The organism is Niallia circulans (genome assembly GCF_003726095.1).
GTDB lineage: Bacteria > Bacillota > Bacilli > Bacillales > Cytobacillaceae > Niallia > Niallia circulans_A.
The window spans coordinates 4727554-4744204 of the sequence record NZ_CP026031.1; the positions used below are offsets into that span (position 1 = coordinate 4727554).

Annotated in this window: 13 protein-coding genes and 1 pseudogene; 13 read left to right on the plus strand and 1 reads right to left on the minus strand. The window is 34.8% G+C overall.

Annotation, left to right across the window (positions count from 1 at the left end):
• Positions 1–81 precede the first annotated feature (81 nt).
• Positions 82–1185 carry a UDP-galactopyranose mutase gene (gene glf, locus C2I06_RS22600; RefSeq protein ID WP_123259202.1) on the plus strand — a complete coding sequence of 368 codons (1104 nt, stop codon included), beginning with the start codon at positions 82–84 and terminating at the stop codon, positions 1183–1185.
• 179 nt (positions 1186–1364) lie between these two features.
• On the opposite strand, the pseudogene C2I06_RS22605 reads toward glf, so the two are convergent.
• A pseudogene (locus tag C2I06_RS22605) lies at positions 1365–2458 on the minus strand (GerAB/ArcD/ProY family transporter).
• A 698-nt stretch (positions 2459–3156) separates the two neighbouring features.
• On the opposite strand from C2I06_RS22605, the gene C2I06_RS22610 reads away from it, so the two are divergent.
• The 12 genes from C2I06_RS22610 (at position 3157) to essA (ending at position 16592) form a co-directional block, all read left to right on the plus strand.
• Positions 3157–3525, plus strand: coding sequence for a YwqH-like family protein (locus tag C2I06_RS22610; RefSeq protein WP_095330785.1), 369 nt, complete (start codon positions 3157–3159; stop codon positions 3523–3525).
• Between the two features lie 86 nt (positions 3526–3611).
• Complete coding sequence (locus tag C2I06_RS22615) at positions 3612–3896, plus strand: DUF5344 family protein (protein ID WP_095330787.1); 285 nt, start codon at positions 3612–3614, stop codon at positions 3894–3896.
• Positions 3893–5323 carry an LXG domain-containing protein gene (locus tag C2I06_RS22620; RefSeq protein ID WP_095330789.1) on the plus strand — a complete coding sequence of 477 codons (1431 nt, stop codon included), beginning with the start codon at positions 3893–3895 and terminating at the stop codon, positions 5321–5323. The genes C2I06_RS22615 and C2I06_RS22620 overlap by 4 nt, the downstream gene beginning before the upstream one ends.
• A gap of 30 nt (positions 5324–5353) precedes the next feature.
• Positions 5354–5662, plus strand: a complete 309-nt coding sequence (locus C2I06_RS22625) for a DUF4176 domain-containing protein (protein WP_095330791.1) — start codon at positions 5354–5356, stop codon at positions 5660–5662.
• Positions 5662–6003, plus strand: a complete 342-nt coding sequence (locus C2I06_RS22630; RefSeq protein ID WP_095330792.1) for a hypothetical protein — start codon at positions 5662–5664, stop codon at positions 6001–6003. The genes C2I06_RS22625 and C2I06_RS22630 overlap by 1 nt, the downstream gene beginning before the upstream one ends.
• A 22-nt stretch (positions 6004–6025) precedes the next feature.
• On the plus strand, positions 6026–6571 hold the full coding sequence (locus tag C2I06_RS22635; protein ID WP_095330794.1) for a hypothetical protein: 546 nt from the start codon (positions 6026–6028) through the stop codon (positions 6569–6571).
• 129 nt (positions 6572–6700) lie between these two features.
• Positions 6701–6994 (plus strand): WXG100 family type VII secretion target, encoded by a 294-nt coding sequence (locus C2I06_RS22640; RefSeq protein WP_095330795.1) that lies wholly within the window; start codon positions 6701–6703, stop codon positions 6992–6994.
• A gap of 78 nt (positions 6995–7072) precedes the next feature.
• A complete protein-coding gene (gene yukD / locus C2I06_RS22645; RefSeq protein WP_123258908.1) occupies positions 7073–7312 on the plus strand; it encodes an ESX secretion system protein YukD in 240 nt (79 codons plus the stop codon).
• Between the two features lie 14 nt (positions 7313–7326).
• Positions 7327–8553 (plus strand): type VII secretion protein EssB, encoded by a 1227-nt coding sequence (gene essB, locus C2I06_RS22650; protein WP_123258909.1) that lies wholly within the window; start codon positions 7327–7329, stop codon positions 8551–8553.
• Positions 8554–8600: 47 nt separating this feature from the next.
• Entirely contained in the window at positions 8601–13088 is a 4488-nt protein-coding gene (gene essC, locus C2I06_RS22655; RefSeq protein ID WP_123258910.1) for a type VII secretion protein EssC, read from the plus strand.
• Positions 13088–16090 carry a type VII secretion protein EsaA gene (gene esaA, locus C2I06_RS22660; RefSeq protein WP_123258911.1) on the plus strand — a complete coding sequence of 1001 codons (3003 nt, stop codon included), beginning with the start codon at positions 13088–13090 and terminating at the stop codon, positions 16088–16090. Before essC ends, esaA begins: the two co-directional genes overlap by 1 nt.
• A complete protein-coding gene (gene essA, locus C2I06_RS22665; protein WP_164463764.1) occupies positions 16077–16592 on the plus strand; it encodes a type VII secretion protein EssA in 516 nt (171 codons plus the stop codon). Before esaA ends, essA begins: the two co-directional genes overlap by 14 nt.
• Positions 16593–16651: the final 59 nt, after the last annotated feature.

Here is a 16651-nt window from a genome sequence, read left to right on the forward strand (position 1 = left end):
TTTTACTTTAAGAGTACATCCGTTTAAATTCAGGAAATAGTAAATAAGAACGTTGTGTAGTTTCAGGAGGTAAGATGTATGATGTTTGATTATTTAGTAGTAGGCTCAGGATTGTTTGGAAGCACGTTTGCATATGAGGCAGCTAAAAAAGGAAAAAGTGTAAAAGTCATTGAGAGGCGTAACCATATTGGAGGAAATATTTATACCGAAAATATAGAAGGCATCAATGTTCATAAATATGGAGCACACATCTTTCATACAAATGATAAGGAAATTTGGAACTATGTGAATCAATTTGCAGAATTCAATCGATATACAAATAGCCCGATTGCTAATTATCGTGGGGAAATTTATAACTTGCCATTTAACATGAATACTTTTAATAGATTGTGGGGAGTAGCTACTCCAGAAGAAGCAAAGAAAAAAATTGAAGAACAACGAAAAAACGCAAATATTGGGAATCCAACAAACCTCGAAGAGCAAGCCATTTCGCTTGTAGGTACGGATATTTATGAGATACTAATTAAAGGATATACAGAGAAACAATGGGGACGTAAGGCTACTGAACTGCCATCATTTATTATTAAACGTTTACCAGTACGATTTACATACGATAACAATTACTTTAATGATCGATACCAGGGAATTCCAATTGGTGGATATACCCAGATAATTGAAAAGATGCTGTCTAGTAAATTGATTGATGTAGAGGTTAATCAGGACTTTTTTACAAATAAAGATGAATACGTAAAGAGTTATTCTAAAATTATCTATACAGGAATGATTGATCAATTTTTCGATTATCAATACGGTAAGTTAGAATATCGAAGCCTACATTTTGAGTCTTCAATATTGAATCAGGAAAATTATCAAGGAAACGCAGTGGTCAATTATACCGATGCTGAAACTCCATTTACCCGGATCATTGAGCATAAACATTTTGAATTTGGAAACCAACCCAATACTGTGATTACAAAGGAGTATCCAAAAGGCTGGGAAGAAGGGGATGAACCCTACTATCCGGTAAATGATAACAAAAATAATGAAAAGTATAGAAAGTACCAAAGACTAGCTGAGGAACATCCAAATATCATTTTTGGAGGCAGACTCGGGATGTATAAGTATTTTGATATGCACCAAGTTATTGCGTCTGCGTTGGCGGTGGTTAAAAAGGAACTAAGTTAACAAATTGGAGCCTATAACTATTTACGGTAAATATTGCCACATCAATATGTCTGCGATCACCACCCAAGCCACGTAGAATGTGTGGCACAACTAACATTGATATAATAGAATTTCTATGCAAGGTAGGTGCTTTTTTTCACATATCTTGCCAATATAACTATTCAAAAAAGGATACTTGTCTAAGCATCCTTTTTCTTTTTTATTAAGGCTAATACCATAAATAAACTCGGAAGAAGAAAAAATAAAGGTAAGCTTAAAAAATAGGGAACTACCGTTATTGATTCAGTAATATGGTCAGAAAAGTTTATGCTAATCAAAGATGAACAGATGGTTAAAATACACATCATTGGAATGACTAATACGCGATAAGGGAGCTTAAAGATATATTCCAGCCCCTTTAAGGCAGCAAAGGAAAAAATACAAATTTTAATTACTACACCTAATGCAATAATAAATATGGCGAAGGCATCTAGCCTTTGTAAGAAATCACCTATACTAATTAATCTTGTTGCACTTACAAAAGGAAAAGTACTACGAGATGCAACGTATGGACCTAAGGAAGTAGTCACAATGAAGGTTCCTATTGTTAACCAAAATCCTGATGAAAGGACAGAATAAACTAATGTGTGTCTTGCATATTGTTGTTTAGGTAAATGAGAAAATAAAAATGTTAAAGCGAATAATTGACCATATGGCCTTATCAGTTCGTATGGGAAAATGGTATTTAACAATGGTTTAACCCCTGTAGCTAAAATAGGAGTAACTCGCTCTAATTTTATATCGTTATTACCAAATAATAGAATGGTCACAAGGATAATAAAAAGAATAGAGTATGGTGTAAATACTTCTGTAACTCTTCCAAGCACTTCCACCCCTAAATATATGATATATGTAAGGATGATCACAAAGCTTAAGCTGCAAACTTCTATTGGAGTGTTAGGGAGAATAAAGGTTGTAACTAATTCTCCAAAATCACGAATAACCCTAGCGGCTAAATAAAAAAATAGAGTGTATAGATATATGTAATAAAAATAGAAATGGGACGATTTAATATGTATTCCAGTATTTCGGAAAAATGTTTATTGGGCAATATTTCTTGGAAATGGTAATAAAATAATGCGATGAGAATGCCAATAATGGAAGAGCATAAAACAGCAATCCAGGCATCCTGTTTTGCATTTATCCCAATCCCGATAATAAGAGAACTCCCCAAATTAAATCCAATAACAATGTGGAATAATTGGTTTAAAGAAATTTTTTCTTTTAATACCATTTTCGAAACTCCCTTGAGGAATATAACTTCTGATCTATTTTATCATTGGTAAAAATCCTGAAAGTATTCCTATATATTGAAATATTTTAAGTGTTTTTGCGCTGGCATATGAGCGGATGAGCTCACTATGGCCATCGTTGATTCATGGTATTACAAAGGAATGATGGCTTTGTTGGCAAGTTTAGGATGAAGAGAAATTTTAGAACTATAAAAGAGATAGGGTGCAGAATTGATTTCTCATTCATTGGCAATTTTTAATTTTTATTTAAAATGTATTCAGTACCCAATCCTCACAATTCCAATAAACAGTCGCGATTTCATAATAGAAAGCAGTTTTGTGAGATACTTCCTGTTTTTTGATTAATAGGAAGAGTATCTATTCCAATTGACCTTTTTTTCACTTTTATGTTTAAAACTAAAAAAACAGGGTATTGCAGAATAAGGAATTTATTTACAGATTGAGCTTTCAGTATGCAATTAGACTATTAGATACTTACATATACAGAGATTTCAAATTAATTTACTTCTATTTACCTAATATAAATATGGAATAATTAGATATTTTTTCTCATTATTCCATATTTTAGGCGTGTTATAATGAGAAAGATTGGAAAAAGAAGGGGTTTTGAGAAGGCGTCATCACGTAAGGAAAAATACATAGTTATTAAGACGAATAGCACCAGAAAGGGTGATCTTACTTGTCTATATTCTATTATTATGGGTTGTTGCAAGAGAAGGAAGACCAGCTTCGCAGGCTAAAGAATGGGAAATCTGATCTGAAGGCTATCAAGCATGAAATGACAAGTTATAGTGATAATGTTGTCAAGCCAGATTTATCAGCTTCAACTTGGCATGGGACATTAGCTGTAGAATTTGAAAATATAAGAACAAAGGGAGCTTTTCAACAATATCAAGATATTGAAATAAAGCAGTTACCTAATAGGATTTCTGAAATCAATGAAAAGATTAACAGTCTGCAAAGTGAAATGAACAGCATAAGACATACGATCCATGAACTCGAAGAAGAAAGAGAAAAGGAAATGAAAAGAAAACAGAAAAAGAAATAGATGGAATTATTATTAAATGAGGGTATTTACTGCAGATAATTTTATTTATTTTTTCTAAATTTTAGTAGTAAAGTTGTGGTGAAAATATGGGAGAAATAAAGTTTGATTATAGTGGGATAGAAAGTGTTTTAAAAAAAATGGATACTAACATAACTGCATTTCAAGCAAATCTGCCAGAAAATAATGCTAAGAATAATAAGTTAGATTTATTAACGGAACTAGAAGAAGTGAATGCATCATTTGTAAAAATAATGAATGAATATAAAACCCTTTTGCTAAAAAATGCAAATACAGTAAGAGATTCTGTAACATTAATGAGGGAGACAGATGAAGCACTGAGAGACGTTATTTCTTCAGAGGTATTAAGATGAAAGTATTAGAGGTTGCAAGTTTAGAAGAGTATTTAGACCAAACGATAAAATCCTTTAAAGAAAAGGTAGAGCAGATTCATTCTTTAGAACAATCTGTGATGGAATTAGTAGGTTTGGATGGTTCCTTTCATGGAAAAGGTGCTGAATCAATCAAATTCTTTTATGAATCAAGCCATAAGCCTTTTCTAGTGAAACTAAAACAAGTTATTCAAGATTATCAAGAAAAAATATCTAAATGCAGAGAGGCAATAAATTCTTTTGAGCCAAATGAAGATGGTTTTATTCGACAGAGTTTTTTACAAGAAGAGCTTTCAGACCGCCTAACGTCCGTACAAAACTATACAAATGATGTTATCGCAGATGGAAATAGTGTAATGGAAAAAATTTCAGATATTATTTCTTTAGCTAGTCTTGATGATTCCATGTTTAATAGCGAGATTAAAAATGCTAAAAATAAAATAGCGGAAACAATTAATCAGCTTGAAACCATAGATCGGCAAAATGCTGATTCCTTTAATGAAATAAAAAGTGACTTAGCAATCATGCAAAGTTATTTATCAGAGCTAAATACAAATGTTAACTTAAATCCTGAACTGATTCGTCATTTCAGTCCATACAACCTTTTAACAAGCACTAGCCATTTTTTATTGGTTTCTAGTATAAAGCCATCTAACAGTAGATTTGACAGTAACCCTCCTTATCGTAACGATTCCCAAAAATCTATCTTTCTATTAGATGCATATGGACAATATCCATATAGATGGCTGGGATTAAATTATACTTCATCATCAGAGAAGCAGGAAGTAGATAAGGAAATTAATGAGGACGGATTTCTAGTCGGAGACAAAGTGACAAAAGGGGATTTTTCAGCAGAAGGCGGACTTGGAAAAATAGAAAATGACTGGTCTGGTTTCGATGACTTCAAAAATGGAAGTGGCCAGCTTGGTGGCGCTAGTTCTTTCAGGGGCATTCATGCTGGCTTAGAATATGATACAACTATTTTGGATAGTAGCTTCAGCCAAGATATTTTATTTGCAGAAGGCCAGGCAAGTGTTGGAGGAAGCAGTATTCTGCCGATTGCTAAAGCAGGTGGGTCTGTTTATACTGCACAAGTAAAATCTCAGATAGATAAAGAGGTCGACTTTGTAGGAAGTACTGGATTAGAAGCCAAAGGGGAAATTCTAAAAGCAAATGCCTTTGCCGGGGTTGATGGTAGTTCCGTTGGCTTTGGAGCAAAAGCTTCCGTAGCGGAAGGAGAAGTCTCGGGAATAGCGCCAATCCCTTTTACAGACTATACGATTAAAGGGACTGTAGGCGCTTCTGCTGTCGGGATAGGTGGAGAGGCAAAAGTAGGGAAAGAAATTGTTCTCGATCTTCGCTTGCTATTAGGAGTAAAGATAGGCATAAGTTTTGAAAAAGAGGAATAAAGAAATCCAGTAATAAAAGGAGAAAGTACTATGTCGCAAGAGGTCAACTCATTAATCATTGATAAAGGAACCGAATTATTGCCGATTGGAACAATTGTATTGCTCGATATATTTTCACAGCCTTTGATGATTTATGGGAGAATGCAGCAACAAGCAGAGAAAAACAAAATTTGGCAATATGTGGCATGTCCTTATCCACAAGGACATATCTCTGATGAAACAAATGTTTTTTTCAATCATGAGCAAATCAAACAAGTCATCTTTAAAGGATTGGAATCAGAGGGAGAAAAATTAATGAGAGAAAAGTTAAATTCCTTTCATCTAAGGGATGAAAAGTGATGAAAAAGATAGTTAGCTTTTTTGGGGAACCATATCATATTATATGGTCTGAATTTCATTATTTAGCTAATTTGAAGAAAGATTCAGGAACAAATGCAAAGGAAAAAGGCAGAATAGCTCAGCTTCAGGTCTTTAATACTCTGCTCCTAGTAATCTATTCGCTATTTTTAGTTATTTTCTTTGTTTATATTATTTTGCTTTTTATCGTAAAGCTTTATGCATTATCAGGAATTATTGTCGGGCTGTTGATGATGACCATTATTAAATTGGTGCAAAAGAAGAAGTATCTAAAACGCCGGAATGCGTTTATAAAAAATGATCCTACATTGATAGAATCATAGAATAGAGAAGAGGTATCGCATCTTGACCAAACTATTATACAGCATAATCACTGTAGTATTGATGCTTGTTGGCTGTAGCAATGATTCATCTACTTCAGAAAAGCAAGAGACAAAAGGAAATGTCAATAAAGAAGAAATTTCTTACAAAGACAAACAAGGGGAAATCGTGGATTTTATTAACAATGACATCCAAAAAATAATAGCATATGAAACAGAAGCGAATCAGCAATTAGCGACCGTTTCTGGCGATAATTATAATTCCGATAAGGAATTATATGAGGTGCTGACAAGTAAGGTCATTCCTACTTATGAAAAAGCTGTTAATGAAGCGAGGGACCTTCAAGTGTCTACTGAAGAGCTAGAGCCAATGAAATCAAAAATCAAAGAAGCGACTAGCACTTACTATGAAGCTTTAATACTAGAGAAAAAGGCACTAGAAAAGAAGGATAAAGGACTTATTGAAGAGTCAAACAAAAAAGGACAAGAATACATTGAACTAATTAATAGCTATCATGAAGAGATGAAAAAGTTGGCAAGTAAATATGAAATTGACTACCAGAAAAATTAATTTCATGCCATTAGTAGATTATAATAGTTAGTTTATAAAATGAATATAATTTAAAAGATTATTTAATTGTGGTAACTGCATAATGTCATTCATTGTGTGTTATATATAAAAAACAAAAGGAGAGATAATATGTCAGGGATCATTCGCGTTACACCAGAAGAATTAGTAGGTATGGCCGATCGCTATTCTAGTGAAGGAAGTCAAGTGGGAGATCAAATTTCTCGCTTAGACAACATGATTCAAGAATTAGAAACTATGTGGGAAGGTCAGTCAAGCAGAGCGTTTAGCGAACAATATCAATCGTTAAGACCATCCTTTGTAGATATGCAGCAGTTGCTTGAAGAAATTTCTTCTCAATTAAAAAGTACAGCAAAAGCATTGGAAGATGCAGACGCTCAAATTGCAAATCAGATTCGAGGATAAGATTGAAAGATTGAATATGGTTTATTAAGAGCGCTTTTCTGTAAATGGAGGCGCTCTTTTCTTTTAAGAGGTGATGACATGTACATTGAAGTAACGGTAGATCTTTCTAAATATAATGGAGAATATTTAGAACTTCGACTCTCTGATTATCATTCAGTGAAGAAGTTAGTGGATATTGCCTGGAAGACAACTAACAGGCTAGATACACCAAGAAATGGATATTGGATAAAGGTAATGAATAAAAAGAGAGTTTTTTCTGGAGAAAAGCGGTTAGCAGATATCGGAATAATGACAGGTGACAAGATTCAAATATTATAAAGGAGACAGCAAGTATGTCAAATGAACATGTATCATATATGGAAAAAAAGCTGGATGCTGTTATCCAGAAGGAAGACCAGCGAATTATATTTAATTTTCAAATTGAGAAAATTAAGCTGAATCATTTGCTGGAAGCAGCTTTTCTAGAAGATATAGATAGTCAAGTTAAGAGAACTCTTAATAAACATGAGGATTTATTACAGATAGAGGTTCAATTGCCTAAGTCTTTTATTTATAATCAAGGAATCTTCTCTTTGAAAAAAAAGGAACAATACATAATTGCTCATCAATTGCTTGAAAAGGTCCGCAATCACTCCTTATCCCGTCTTCATTTATTTATATGTCCAGAAAATATTGCTGTCGATCAAGGTTTGGCGCCTTATTTCCTCCATTATGGAGTAAAAGAAAGTATTCCTCCATATGAAGATAATAGGGAGGAAGAATGGCTGCAGCTGAAAGCAATGACAGCAGCATTGATTGATAACCAATATTCCTTTGAACAATATATTGCCTATTATGAAACATTGAAATTAAGTGAAGCAGCAGTTGCGATTATGAAAGCAAATAATTATGATGATCTGCAAGCTGTTCTTGATCAAGCTTTTTTACAGGAAAAAAAGGAATATGAACAGTTGGTCGAACTTCCGAAAAATAAGTGGAAGCAGATGAAATATGCCATTTGGGCAACTAGTATTTTATTAGTACCAGCAATTATTTACTCTATCTATACCCTGTTTTTTCTCCAGCCAAAACATAATCATATAATGGATGCCCAACAACACTTTTTAGCGGATGCTTACAGTGATGTAATCACTAGTCTCGAATCATATGATATTGATAGTTTGCCGACTGTTGCGCAATATGAATTAGCAACAGCCTATATATATAGTGCGGACTTATCCGATAAACAAAGGGATATTGTAAAAAATACAGTTACTCTTCAATCTGATTCTAATTATTATGAATACTGGATTAATATTGGAAGAGGGGACGCTGAAGCTGCCTTGGAGAATGCTCGCTTGCTAGAAGATCGCAGTCTTATCATGTATGCTTTGCTAGAGTATCAGGCCCATGTTCAGAGAGATGATTCGCTCACCAGTGAAGAGCGTCAGCAACAAATCGATAAAATTGAAAATGAGCTAAATAAATATGAGCAAGACATGAAAGAAGAATCTTCTCAAAAGGATACTCTTCTGAAAAAAGATCAGCCAACAAAAGATCAAGGCCAGAATCCTAAATAAAGAAGAAAATATAAAAATAATAATAGCAACAATTGTGAGGTGATGTAATGTATACGCTGTTTGTTTTCCATGAACAAACCTATTATTCTATTAAATTAACAAAAAATAGCAGTATTACCATTGGTCCAGAATTTGGAGACAATATTACTCTTCCATCTTTCCCTTCTTCCATACTTGTAAAAGTGGGGGAAGATGACAGGGCGATATATAGGATAGATTCGACTGAAACTGTGATGGGGACAGAGAAGTTTTATCAACTAAGCCTGGAAAGTCAAAGCCTTACGCTGTTTATGACAAGCAGGAAGAAGCTCGAAAAAACTTACTATATTGGAAATCAGTCTGAAGTAGTATGTATGGTAGAACCAGTTTCAAAGGATGAAGAATGCCATTTTGAAAAAAAATCTATTTACATAAAAAAAGCGCATATGCAACATGGCGCAAAAGGGCTTTCTTTAATAAAAAATCAGAAGTATTGGGAAATTATTTCTAGAGATTCTACAGTTTATCTAAATGGTCATATGGTTTTAGACAAACAAAAGCTAGAGGTTGGCGATATACTCTTCTGGAATGGCATATATGTTACATTGATGGATCAGGATGTAATTCAAATAGAGAGCTTCTATGAATTTGAGTCATCTCTAAAAGAGATTTCCCTTCCTCAATCAGAGATGATGAAACGCTATCCGAATTATCGGAGGACACCTAGAATGCTGTATGAATTACCTAAGGAGAAAGTGCAGTTATCCTTTCCAGGTCAAGAATCGATGCAATCTAAAAGAAGTCTATGGCTAATCATTCTTCCACCTTTAGTGATGATGATCGTGATGGGACTTGTTGCTTTATTAATACCAAGAGGAATTTTTATTCTTATTTCCATTGTGATGTTCTCTATGACTATTATTACTTCCACGATTCAGTATTTTAAAGAAAAGACATCCAGAAAAGAGCAAGAAGAACGAAGAAAAAGAGTCTATTCTAATTATCTGGAAGAAAAAAGAAGGGAGCTTGAATCCTTAGCTTCAAAGCAGCGACAAGTACTGGAGTTTCATTTTCCTTCTTTTGAAAGAATGAAATATTTGACGGAACAGATTTCTGACCGAATCTGGGAGCGAAGTATAGATAGTAAAGACTTTTTACAATTTCGACTGGGGACAGGGGATGTTCCTGCAAGTTACCAAATAAGTGTAAACTCTGCTGATTTATCTAATCGGGAGATGGATGAATTGCTTGAAAGGTCAAAGCATCTGCAGAAGACCTATCAGCATGTGAAAAATCTTCCAATTACTGCCGATTTATCGAAAGGATCCATTGGTCTTATTGGTAAGATGTCCGTATTAAAGGGAGAATTGCACCAAATCATTGGGCAGCTTGCATTTTTTCATAGTTATCATGATGTACGATTTCTTTTTATTTTTCATGAGGAGGAATATAAGTATTGGGAATGGATGAAATGGCTGCCTCATTTTCAAATTCCTCAATCTTTTGCTAAAGGGTTTATTTATAATGAACAAACGAGGGATCAGCTATTGTCATCTATTTATGAATTGATCAGGGAAAGAGATGTGGAAGAAACAGATGAAAAAACTCGTTTTGCTCCCCATTTTGTCTTTATTGTTACGAATCAGGAACTCCTAGCTGAACATGTAATTCTAGAATATTTAGAAGGCTCTTACAGTCATCTGGGCATATCTGCTATCTTTGCAGGTGAAGCAAAAGAAAGTTTCTCAAATAATATTCATACATTGATTCGATATGTGAACGGAAGACAGGGCGATATATTAATCCAAAATAAAGCCGCAGTGCAGATTCCTTTTAATTTGGATAATCATGCTTTAAATGGTAATGAAGAGTATGCCCGCATGCTTAAAACACTTAATCATCAGGTGGGGGTTACTAATTCTATACCAGAAACGGTTTCGTTTATGGAGATGCTTAAGGCAAAAGATGTTGATGAAATTCCAATTAAAGAAAATTGGCTCACAAATGAGTCTGCTAAAACATTGGCCGCTCCAATCGGACTGAAAGGTAAGTCTGATATTGTCTATTTAAATCTCCATGAAAAAGCTCATGGACCACACGGATTGTTGGCAGGTACAACTGGGTCGGGGAAAAGTGAACTTTTGCAAACATATATTTTATCACTTGCAGTTCATTATCATCCACATGAAGTAGCATTTTTACTCATTGACTATAAAGGTGGAGGGATGGCACAGCCATTTCGAAATATGCCACATTTGTTAGGTACTATTACCAATATTGAAGGCAGCAGAAACTTTAGTAATCGTGCTCTTGCTTCTATTAAAAGTGAACTTAAACGAAGACAGCGTTTGTTCGATAAATACGAAGTCAATCACATTAATGACTATACAAGCATGTATAAAAGGGGAGAAATTGAGGAGCCGCTGCCGCATTTATTTCTTATTTCTGATGAATTTGCTGAATTAAAGAGCGAGGAGCCTGATTTCATTAAAGAACTGGTAAGTGCTGCTCGAATAGGGAGAAGTTTAGGGGTTCATCTAATATTGGCAACACAGAAGCCAGGTGGAGTAATTGATTCTCAAATCTGGAGTAACGCTCGTTTCCGCATTGCCCTTAAGGTTCAAAATGCAGAAGACAGCAGGGAGATTTTAAAGAACAGTGATGCAGCCTCTCTTACTATTACTGGTAGGGGCTATCTGCAAGTCGGCAATAATGAGGTGTATGAATTATTCCAATCTGCATGGAGCGGTGCGAATTATCAAGAAGATACTTCACAAATGGAAGATGAAATTGCAATTGTATCGGATCTAGGGTTAATTCCTTTATCAGAGTTATCCGTACAGGAAAAAACGAAAGTGCAAGCAAGCAGTGAGATTGATGTTATCGTGGGAAAAATAGAAGAGCTACAAAAGGAGCTTCAGCTAACAAAACTATCAAGTCCATGGCTTCCGCCTTTATCTCCAAGAATATATCGTCCAGATTATCAGCCTGATGAGAACTACAGAAAAATTAATCTGGCTATGATAGATGATCCTGAAGCGCAAAGTCAATCGATCTATCCCTATACTTTGCTAGAAGACGGAAATGTTGGAGTCTTTGGCACATCTGGCTATGGAAAAACGCAGAGCTTAATTACTCTTCTTATGGGAATTGCAGAAAATTATTCTCCAGAAGAGGTCCATTTTTATTTAATGGATTTTGGCAATGGTGGATTAATGCCTCTTAAGCAACTTCCTCATGTCGGTGAATTATTCTTAATGGATGAACAGCAAAAAATCAATAAATTTATGGCTATTTTGCAGAATGAGATAAATCTAAGAAAACAGCTTTTTCAGCAAACAGAAGTAAGTTCTATCTCTATGTATAATCAGCTAAATGATGAGACGCTTCCAGTGTGGTTTATCGTGATTGATAATTACGATATTGTCAAAGACGAAATGGCTGATTTAGAAGCACAGATAAATCAATTCGCTCGGGATGGTCAATCATTAGGAATATATATGTTCTTTGGCGCTACTCGTGTAAGTTCCATTAGACCATCTTTGATGAATAATTTAAAGACGAAAATAGTGCATTACTTAATGGACCATACAGAAGCTTATTCTATTTTGGGAAGAATTCCTTATGAACCCGAGCCTATTCCAGGCAGGGCTATTATAAAAAAAGAAGGCACATATTTTACGCAGATTTTACTGTCTTGCATTGGTGATAATGATTTCGACCAGCTAACGGAACTCAAGGCATCCATTCAAAATCTACGAGAGAAATATGAATCCTGTCGAACTCCTCAAAGGGTTCCAATGCTTCCAAAAGAGTTAACTAACATTAGCTTTAAGGAATATATAAAGGAAGAAACTTCAGTCGGTCTCTTACCTATTGGTTTAGACGAAGAATCTGTCCAGCCTGTATTTGTTGATTTTCATGCTATGAATCATTTCATGATTTTAGGCCAAGCACAAAAAGGAAAGACAAATGTTATTAAGCTACTTATAAACCATGCCATCCAACAAGGTATGGAAGGAATTGGAATATGGGATTCTATCAATCGCGGGTTAGCTTATTTAGCGGAAGATGACCGGGTTCAATATCTAACAGATCGAGGTACTGTTGCTAAATGGCTAGAATCTACTGAAGCCATGCTTTTAGAAAGAAATCGTCAATATGATAAGGCGATTTTAGAAGGAAAGGCACTTCCGATCTTTACTCCTTTGTTGTTTGTTGTAGATGGATATGGAAGATTACTTCAGGAAATAGACAATAGAATGCAGGAGATGATTGTGAGACTAATGAAAAATTATAGTCACTTAGGGTTTCAGATTGTAGTTTCAGGCAGTACTAATGAATTAACAAAAGGCTATGATCCGTTAACTTTAGAAATAAAGCAAATTAGGCAGGCATTGTTGCTAATGAAGAAATCGGAACAATCCTTGTACACTTTGTCATATGAGCGTAAGGAACCAGAAATCCAGCCTGGCTATGGATATTATGTAAAAAATGGGCTTGAGAGAAAAATTCAAATTCCTTTAGTGCTTATGGAGAGGAAGGTATATTCTTGATGGGAAAAGTGAAATTGTGGAAGATGGTTATTGCCCTGGTTGTTATAATTGGTGTTCCAGTATTATTTTTTCAGCTGATTGGAGATCATCCATTTTTGGAGAAGCCAAATACAACCAAAACAATTGCAATTGTGAATGAAGATGCTGGTGTTGATATTGCTGGAGAACATAGACTTTTAGGGGGAGATGTCTCTTCCATTCTCTCCAACGAGTCTTCTTTTCAGTGGACTGTTGTTTCTAGAAGCGCTGGAGAGAATGGATTAAGGAATAAGAAATATGATGCTGTCATCTATATTCCATCTAATTTCTCTGAACAAGTGATGGCATATGAAGAAGAGAATCCGAGTAAAGTGACATTTAAATATAATGTTCAAAGTCAGTTAAATGCAGTAAATACTGAAAAAGTAAATTTGGAGATAGAAAGGGCTACAAAGCGGGCAAATGAACGTATCAGTTCCTTATATTGGAATTATGTAGCGAAAGATATGGAAATGGTACGCTCTGAATTTGAAGAAATTTTGCAAAAGGAAATAGACTTTCAGCAGACAATGCTAGCTTTCTATAAACCAAGTTCCAAGAATCTTGCTGATGAGATTTTAGAACAAGAGGGCGTATTAAAGTCCATGAAGTCATCTATAGAACAAATTGGCACGCAAAGTGATAGTCAGAATCAATCTATGAAGTCATTTTCTGAGGATTTAAGCAGTTTAGTTGACTATATCAAGGCATATGAAGAGTATCAGCAACAACAAAAACAAAAATTGACAGACTTGCAGACTACTGCTCTTTCTACAGTACAGTCAGCGACAGAAGCTTCATCTCCTTATTTTGCGGAACAGTCACTTTTTCTGTCTGAGAATAACCAACAATTAATGAGCAACGTTAATTCCGTTTATGAAAAGCTAGACAATAGTAAACGGCTATTAACATTACTAAAAGAAAATAGATTACTGGCTTTGGATAAACAAAGGGAAGCAATTCTTGACTATCAGAGCAGAATGCTAGATTATTACAAGCAATTAATTGATACAGAATCCTTGAATTCTTTTCAAGAAAAGATAGTGAAAACCAAAGAAAAATTAGCAGAAGGGGAAGGTAGCTTGTTACCAGAAGCACCGCCAGAAAATCCAGAATCTCCTAATTTGCCGACATCTGATGAAGATAAGGATACGGACGACCAAACAGGAGAAGAGTTTGTATTAAAAAGTACGCAACATACAAAGGGAAATTCAAATACTGATAATGGAGCAAACAGGGAAACGAAAAGTTTGTCTGCAGAAGAGCAGTTAGCACAAATGGAAGAATTATTGAAAAAACTTCATGAATATATACAGGCAGATCAACAAATTCCTGATGAAAGTAAGAGTCAGTTTGAAATACAATTAAAGGACATTCAAAAAAACTTGCAGGATGTGAAGCAATCACTTAAAACGAGTGACGAGGGTAACAATCAAATTATTCAGCAATTGAAAGAAAAAATTGCTGCACTTCTCACTGACAATGAAACGCTGGCAAATACGATCAAAGAGCTTACAGAAAATAAAAATTCTCTTACCGAAGAGAACAGATTGCTGAAAGAATATATAGAATCTCTCATAGAAGTAAATGATGAATTGCGAGAACAGCTGACACTTCTTACAAACAATATGAATTCTATTATAGCTAGAATAGAAGAGAAAGAAGAGGCAATTTTAGCATCACCAGCACTGTCCGGGGATAGAAGACTTATCCTTGAAACTTGGTTCCATAAGGAATTTCTTACTGGAGATATTATGGATTTGCTCTATTACTATGCTTATCTAGATCAATATGAAACGACGTTGAACAATATGCTTTCTGAGAACAAAGCAAAGAGCGAAGTAATGAAAAACGAACAATTCCTTACAGAACTTACAAGGATTTTTCAATTAACAGATGCGGAAACAACTGACTGGACAAATGTGGAAGCAGAAATACCGACAATTGGAGATGGCTTAACAGCACTTCAAGACCAATTTGTTGTATTCTTGGCTAAATCAAAGGAAAGCCTTGACACACATCACACAGAATTAACTCAGAATTTATCCGAGATTAAAACAGAAGGGGAAGCATTACTTCAGCAAATACAGCAAGGGGAACAAACTACGACACATGAACCAGGATCGGCAAAGGGAACTCAATTGGTAACGGTACATTCACAGATCATCGAGCAAGTGAATGCTATTCATTCTTCCATAAAAGACGCAGGAAAGCACCAGCAGACTGTTATTGACCATACGAATGAACTGCATGATGAAGTTTCGTTTGTACAGACAGATGCAGATGCCTTAAATAATAAATGGGCTGTAAATGTAGATTCAACAAGAAAAATAAAGGATGATGTCTTTAGTGTTCTGCAAAATGCATTTATTGAAGGACGCTCTAAAGGTGACGTTTATAATTTCTTATCTAGTCCACTACAATTAACAGCTGGTGCAAGTGAAGTAAAACAGGAAAAAAATATTCCGCCTGTGGTTATTATGTTTATTGTTTTAATTAGCAGCTTACTAATTGGGTATACAACCTATTACTTTAAACGTATTCCATTGTGGTTCCGTGGAACCGTCTTTCTTTTACTTAATTTGATTGTCGGCTTTGTGATTAGTTTATATGGATTAAATATCTATGAACTCTCTCAAGCCAGTACGATGCAATGGACTGTATTTACTATCCTTTTATTATTGGTGAGTTCTAGCATAATTGCAGTCAGTTTTGCAGCACAAAAACTTCTTGGTTTATTCCTTACAGTCGGATTAATTATTTTATATGTAACACCGCTATTAGCTTTAACAACACCGAATTTCAGTTATGATGATCCGATGTCCAAAGTTTATATGTCTATTCAATATGGAACGCAATCGTTATTTGCTCCGGCAGCTATCATTCTATTGATTGGGTTACTGATACTGATAGGAGTACAAATTCTTATAGAAAGATGGAAAAGCAATGAAATAGAGGATGATTCGAGAAATGAATCGATATAGTAAACATATCTTTCTTAGTCTAATCTTAATTGTAATCATGGCTATCTTCAGTTGGCTGACCGAGCAAACGGCAAGGGCAGATTCTATGATTGATAGATTACAGCCTAATGAATACGAAAGCGGTCGTAATCAAAAGAATACAGATTTTCTAAAAGAATCGAGCCAATCATCTAAGAAAGATGGTTTAACTGCAGAAAAACGTGCTATTTCTTTTGATGGAAGCAAAGCAAATGACCATGACAAATGGAAAGGACAGCTTTTTACACAAAAGGTGGAAACAGGCAGTAGCATTACTAGGAAAGCAGAGGAGCTTCAGTTATTTACAGATGATGAAGAGAATGTTCACTACAGAGTGGACAGTGTAGGAGCGGAAAATTCTACAGAGCTATCGATGGCTTTATTAATAGGCATTTTAATTAGCATCTGTCTGTTGCTTCTCATCTTTATATTATTTGTATTTTACCGGAGTAATCTGAAAGTAATGAGGAAAGGAAACCTGTAAGATAAAACATTGATGTATATAGCTGGGATATAAAGATTAAGGGGTACCCAATTGGATTC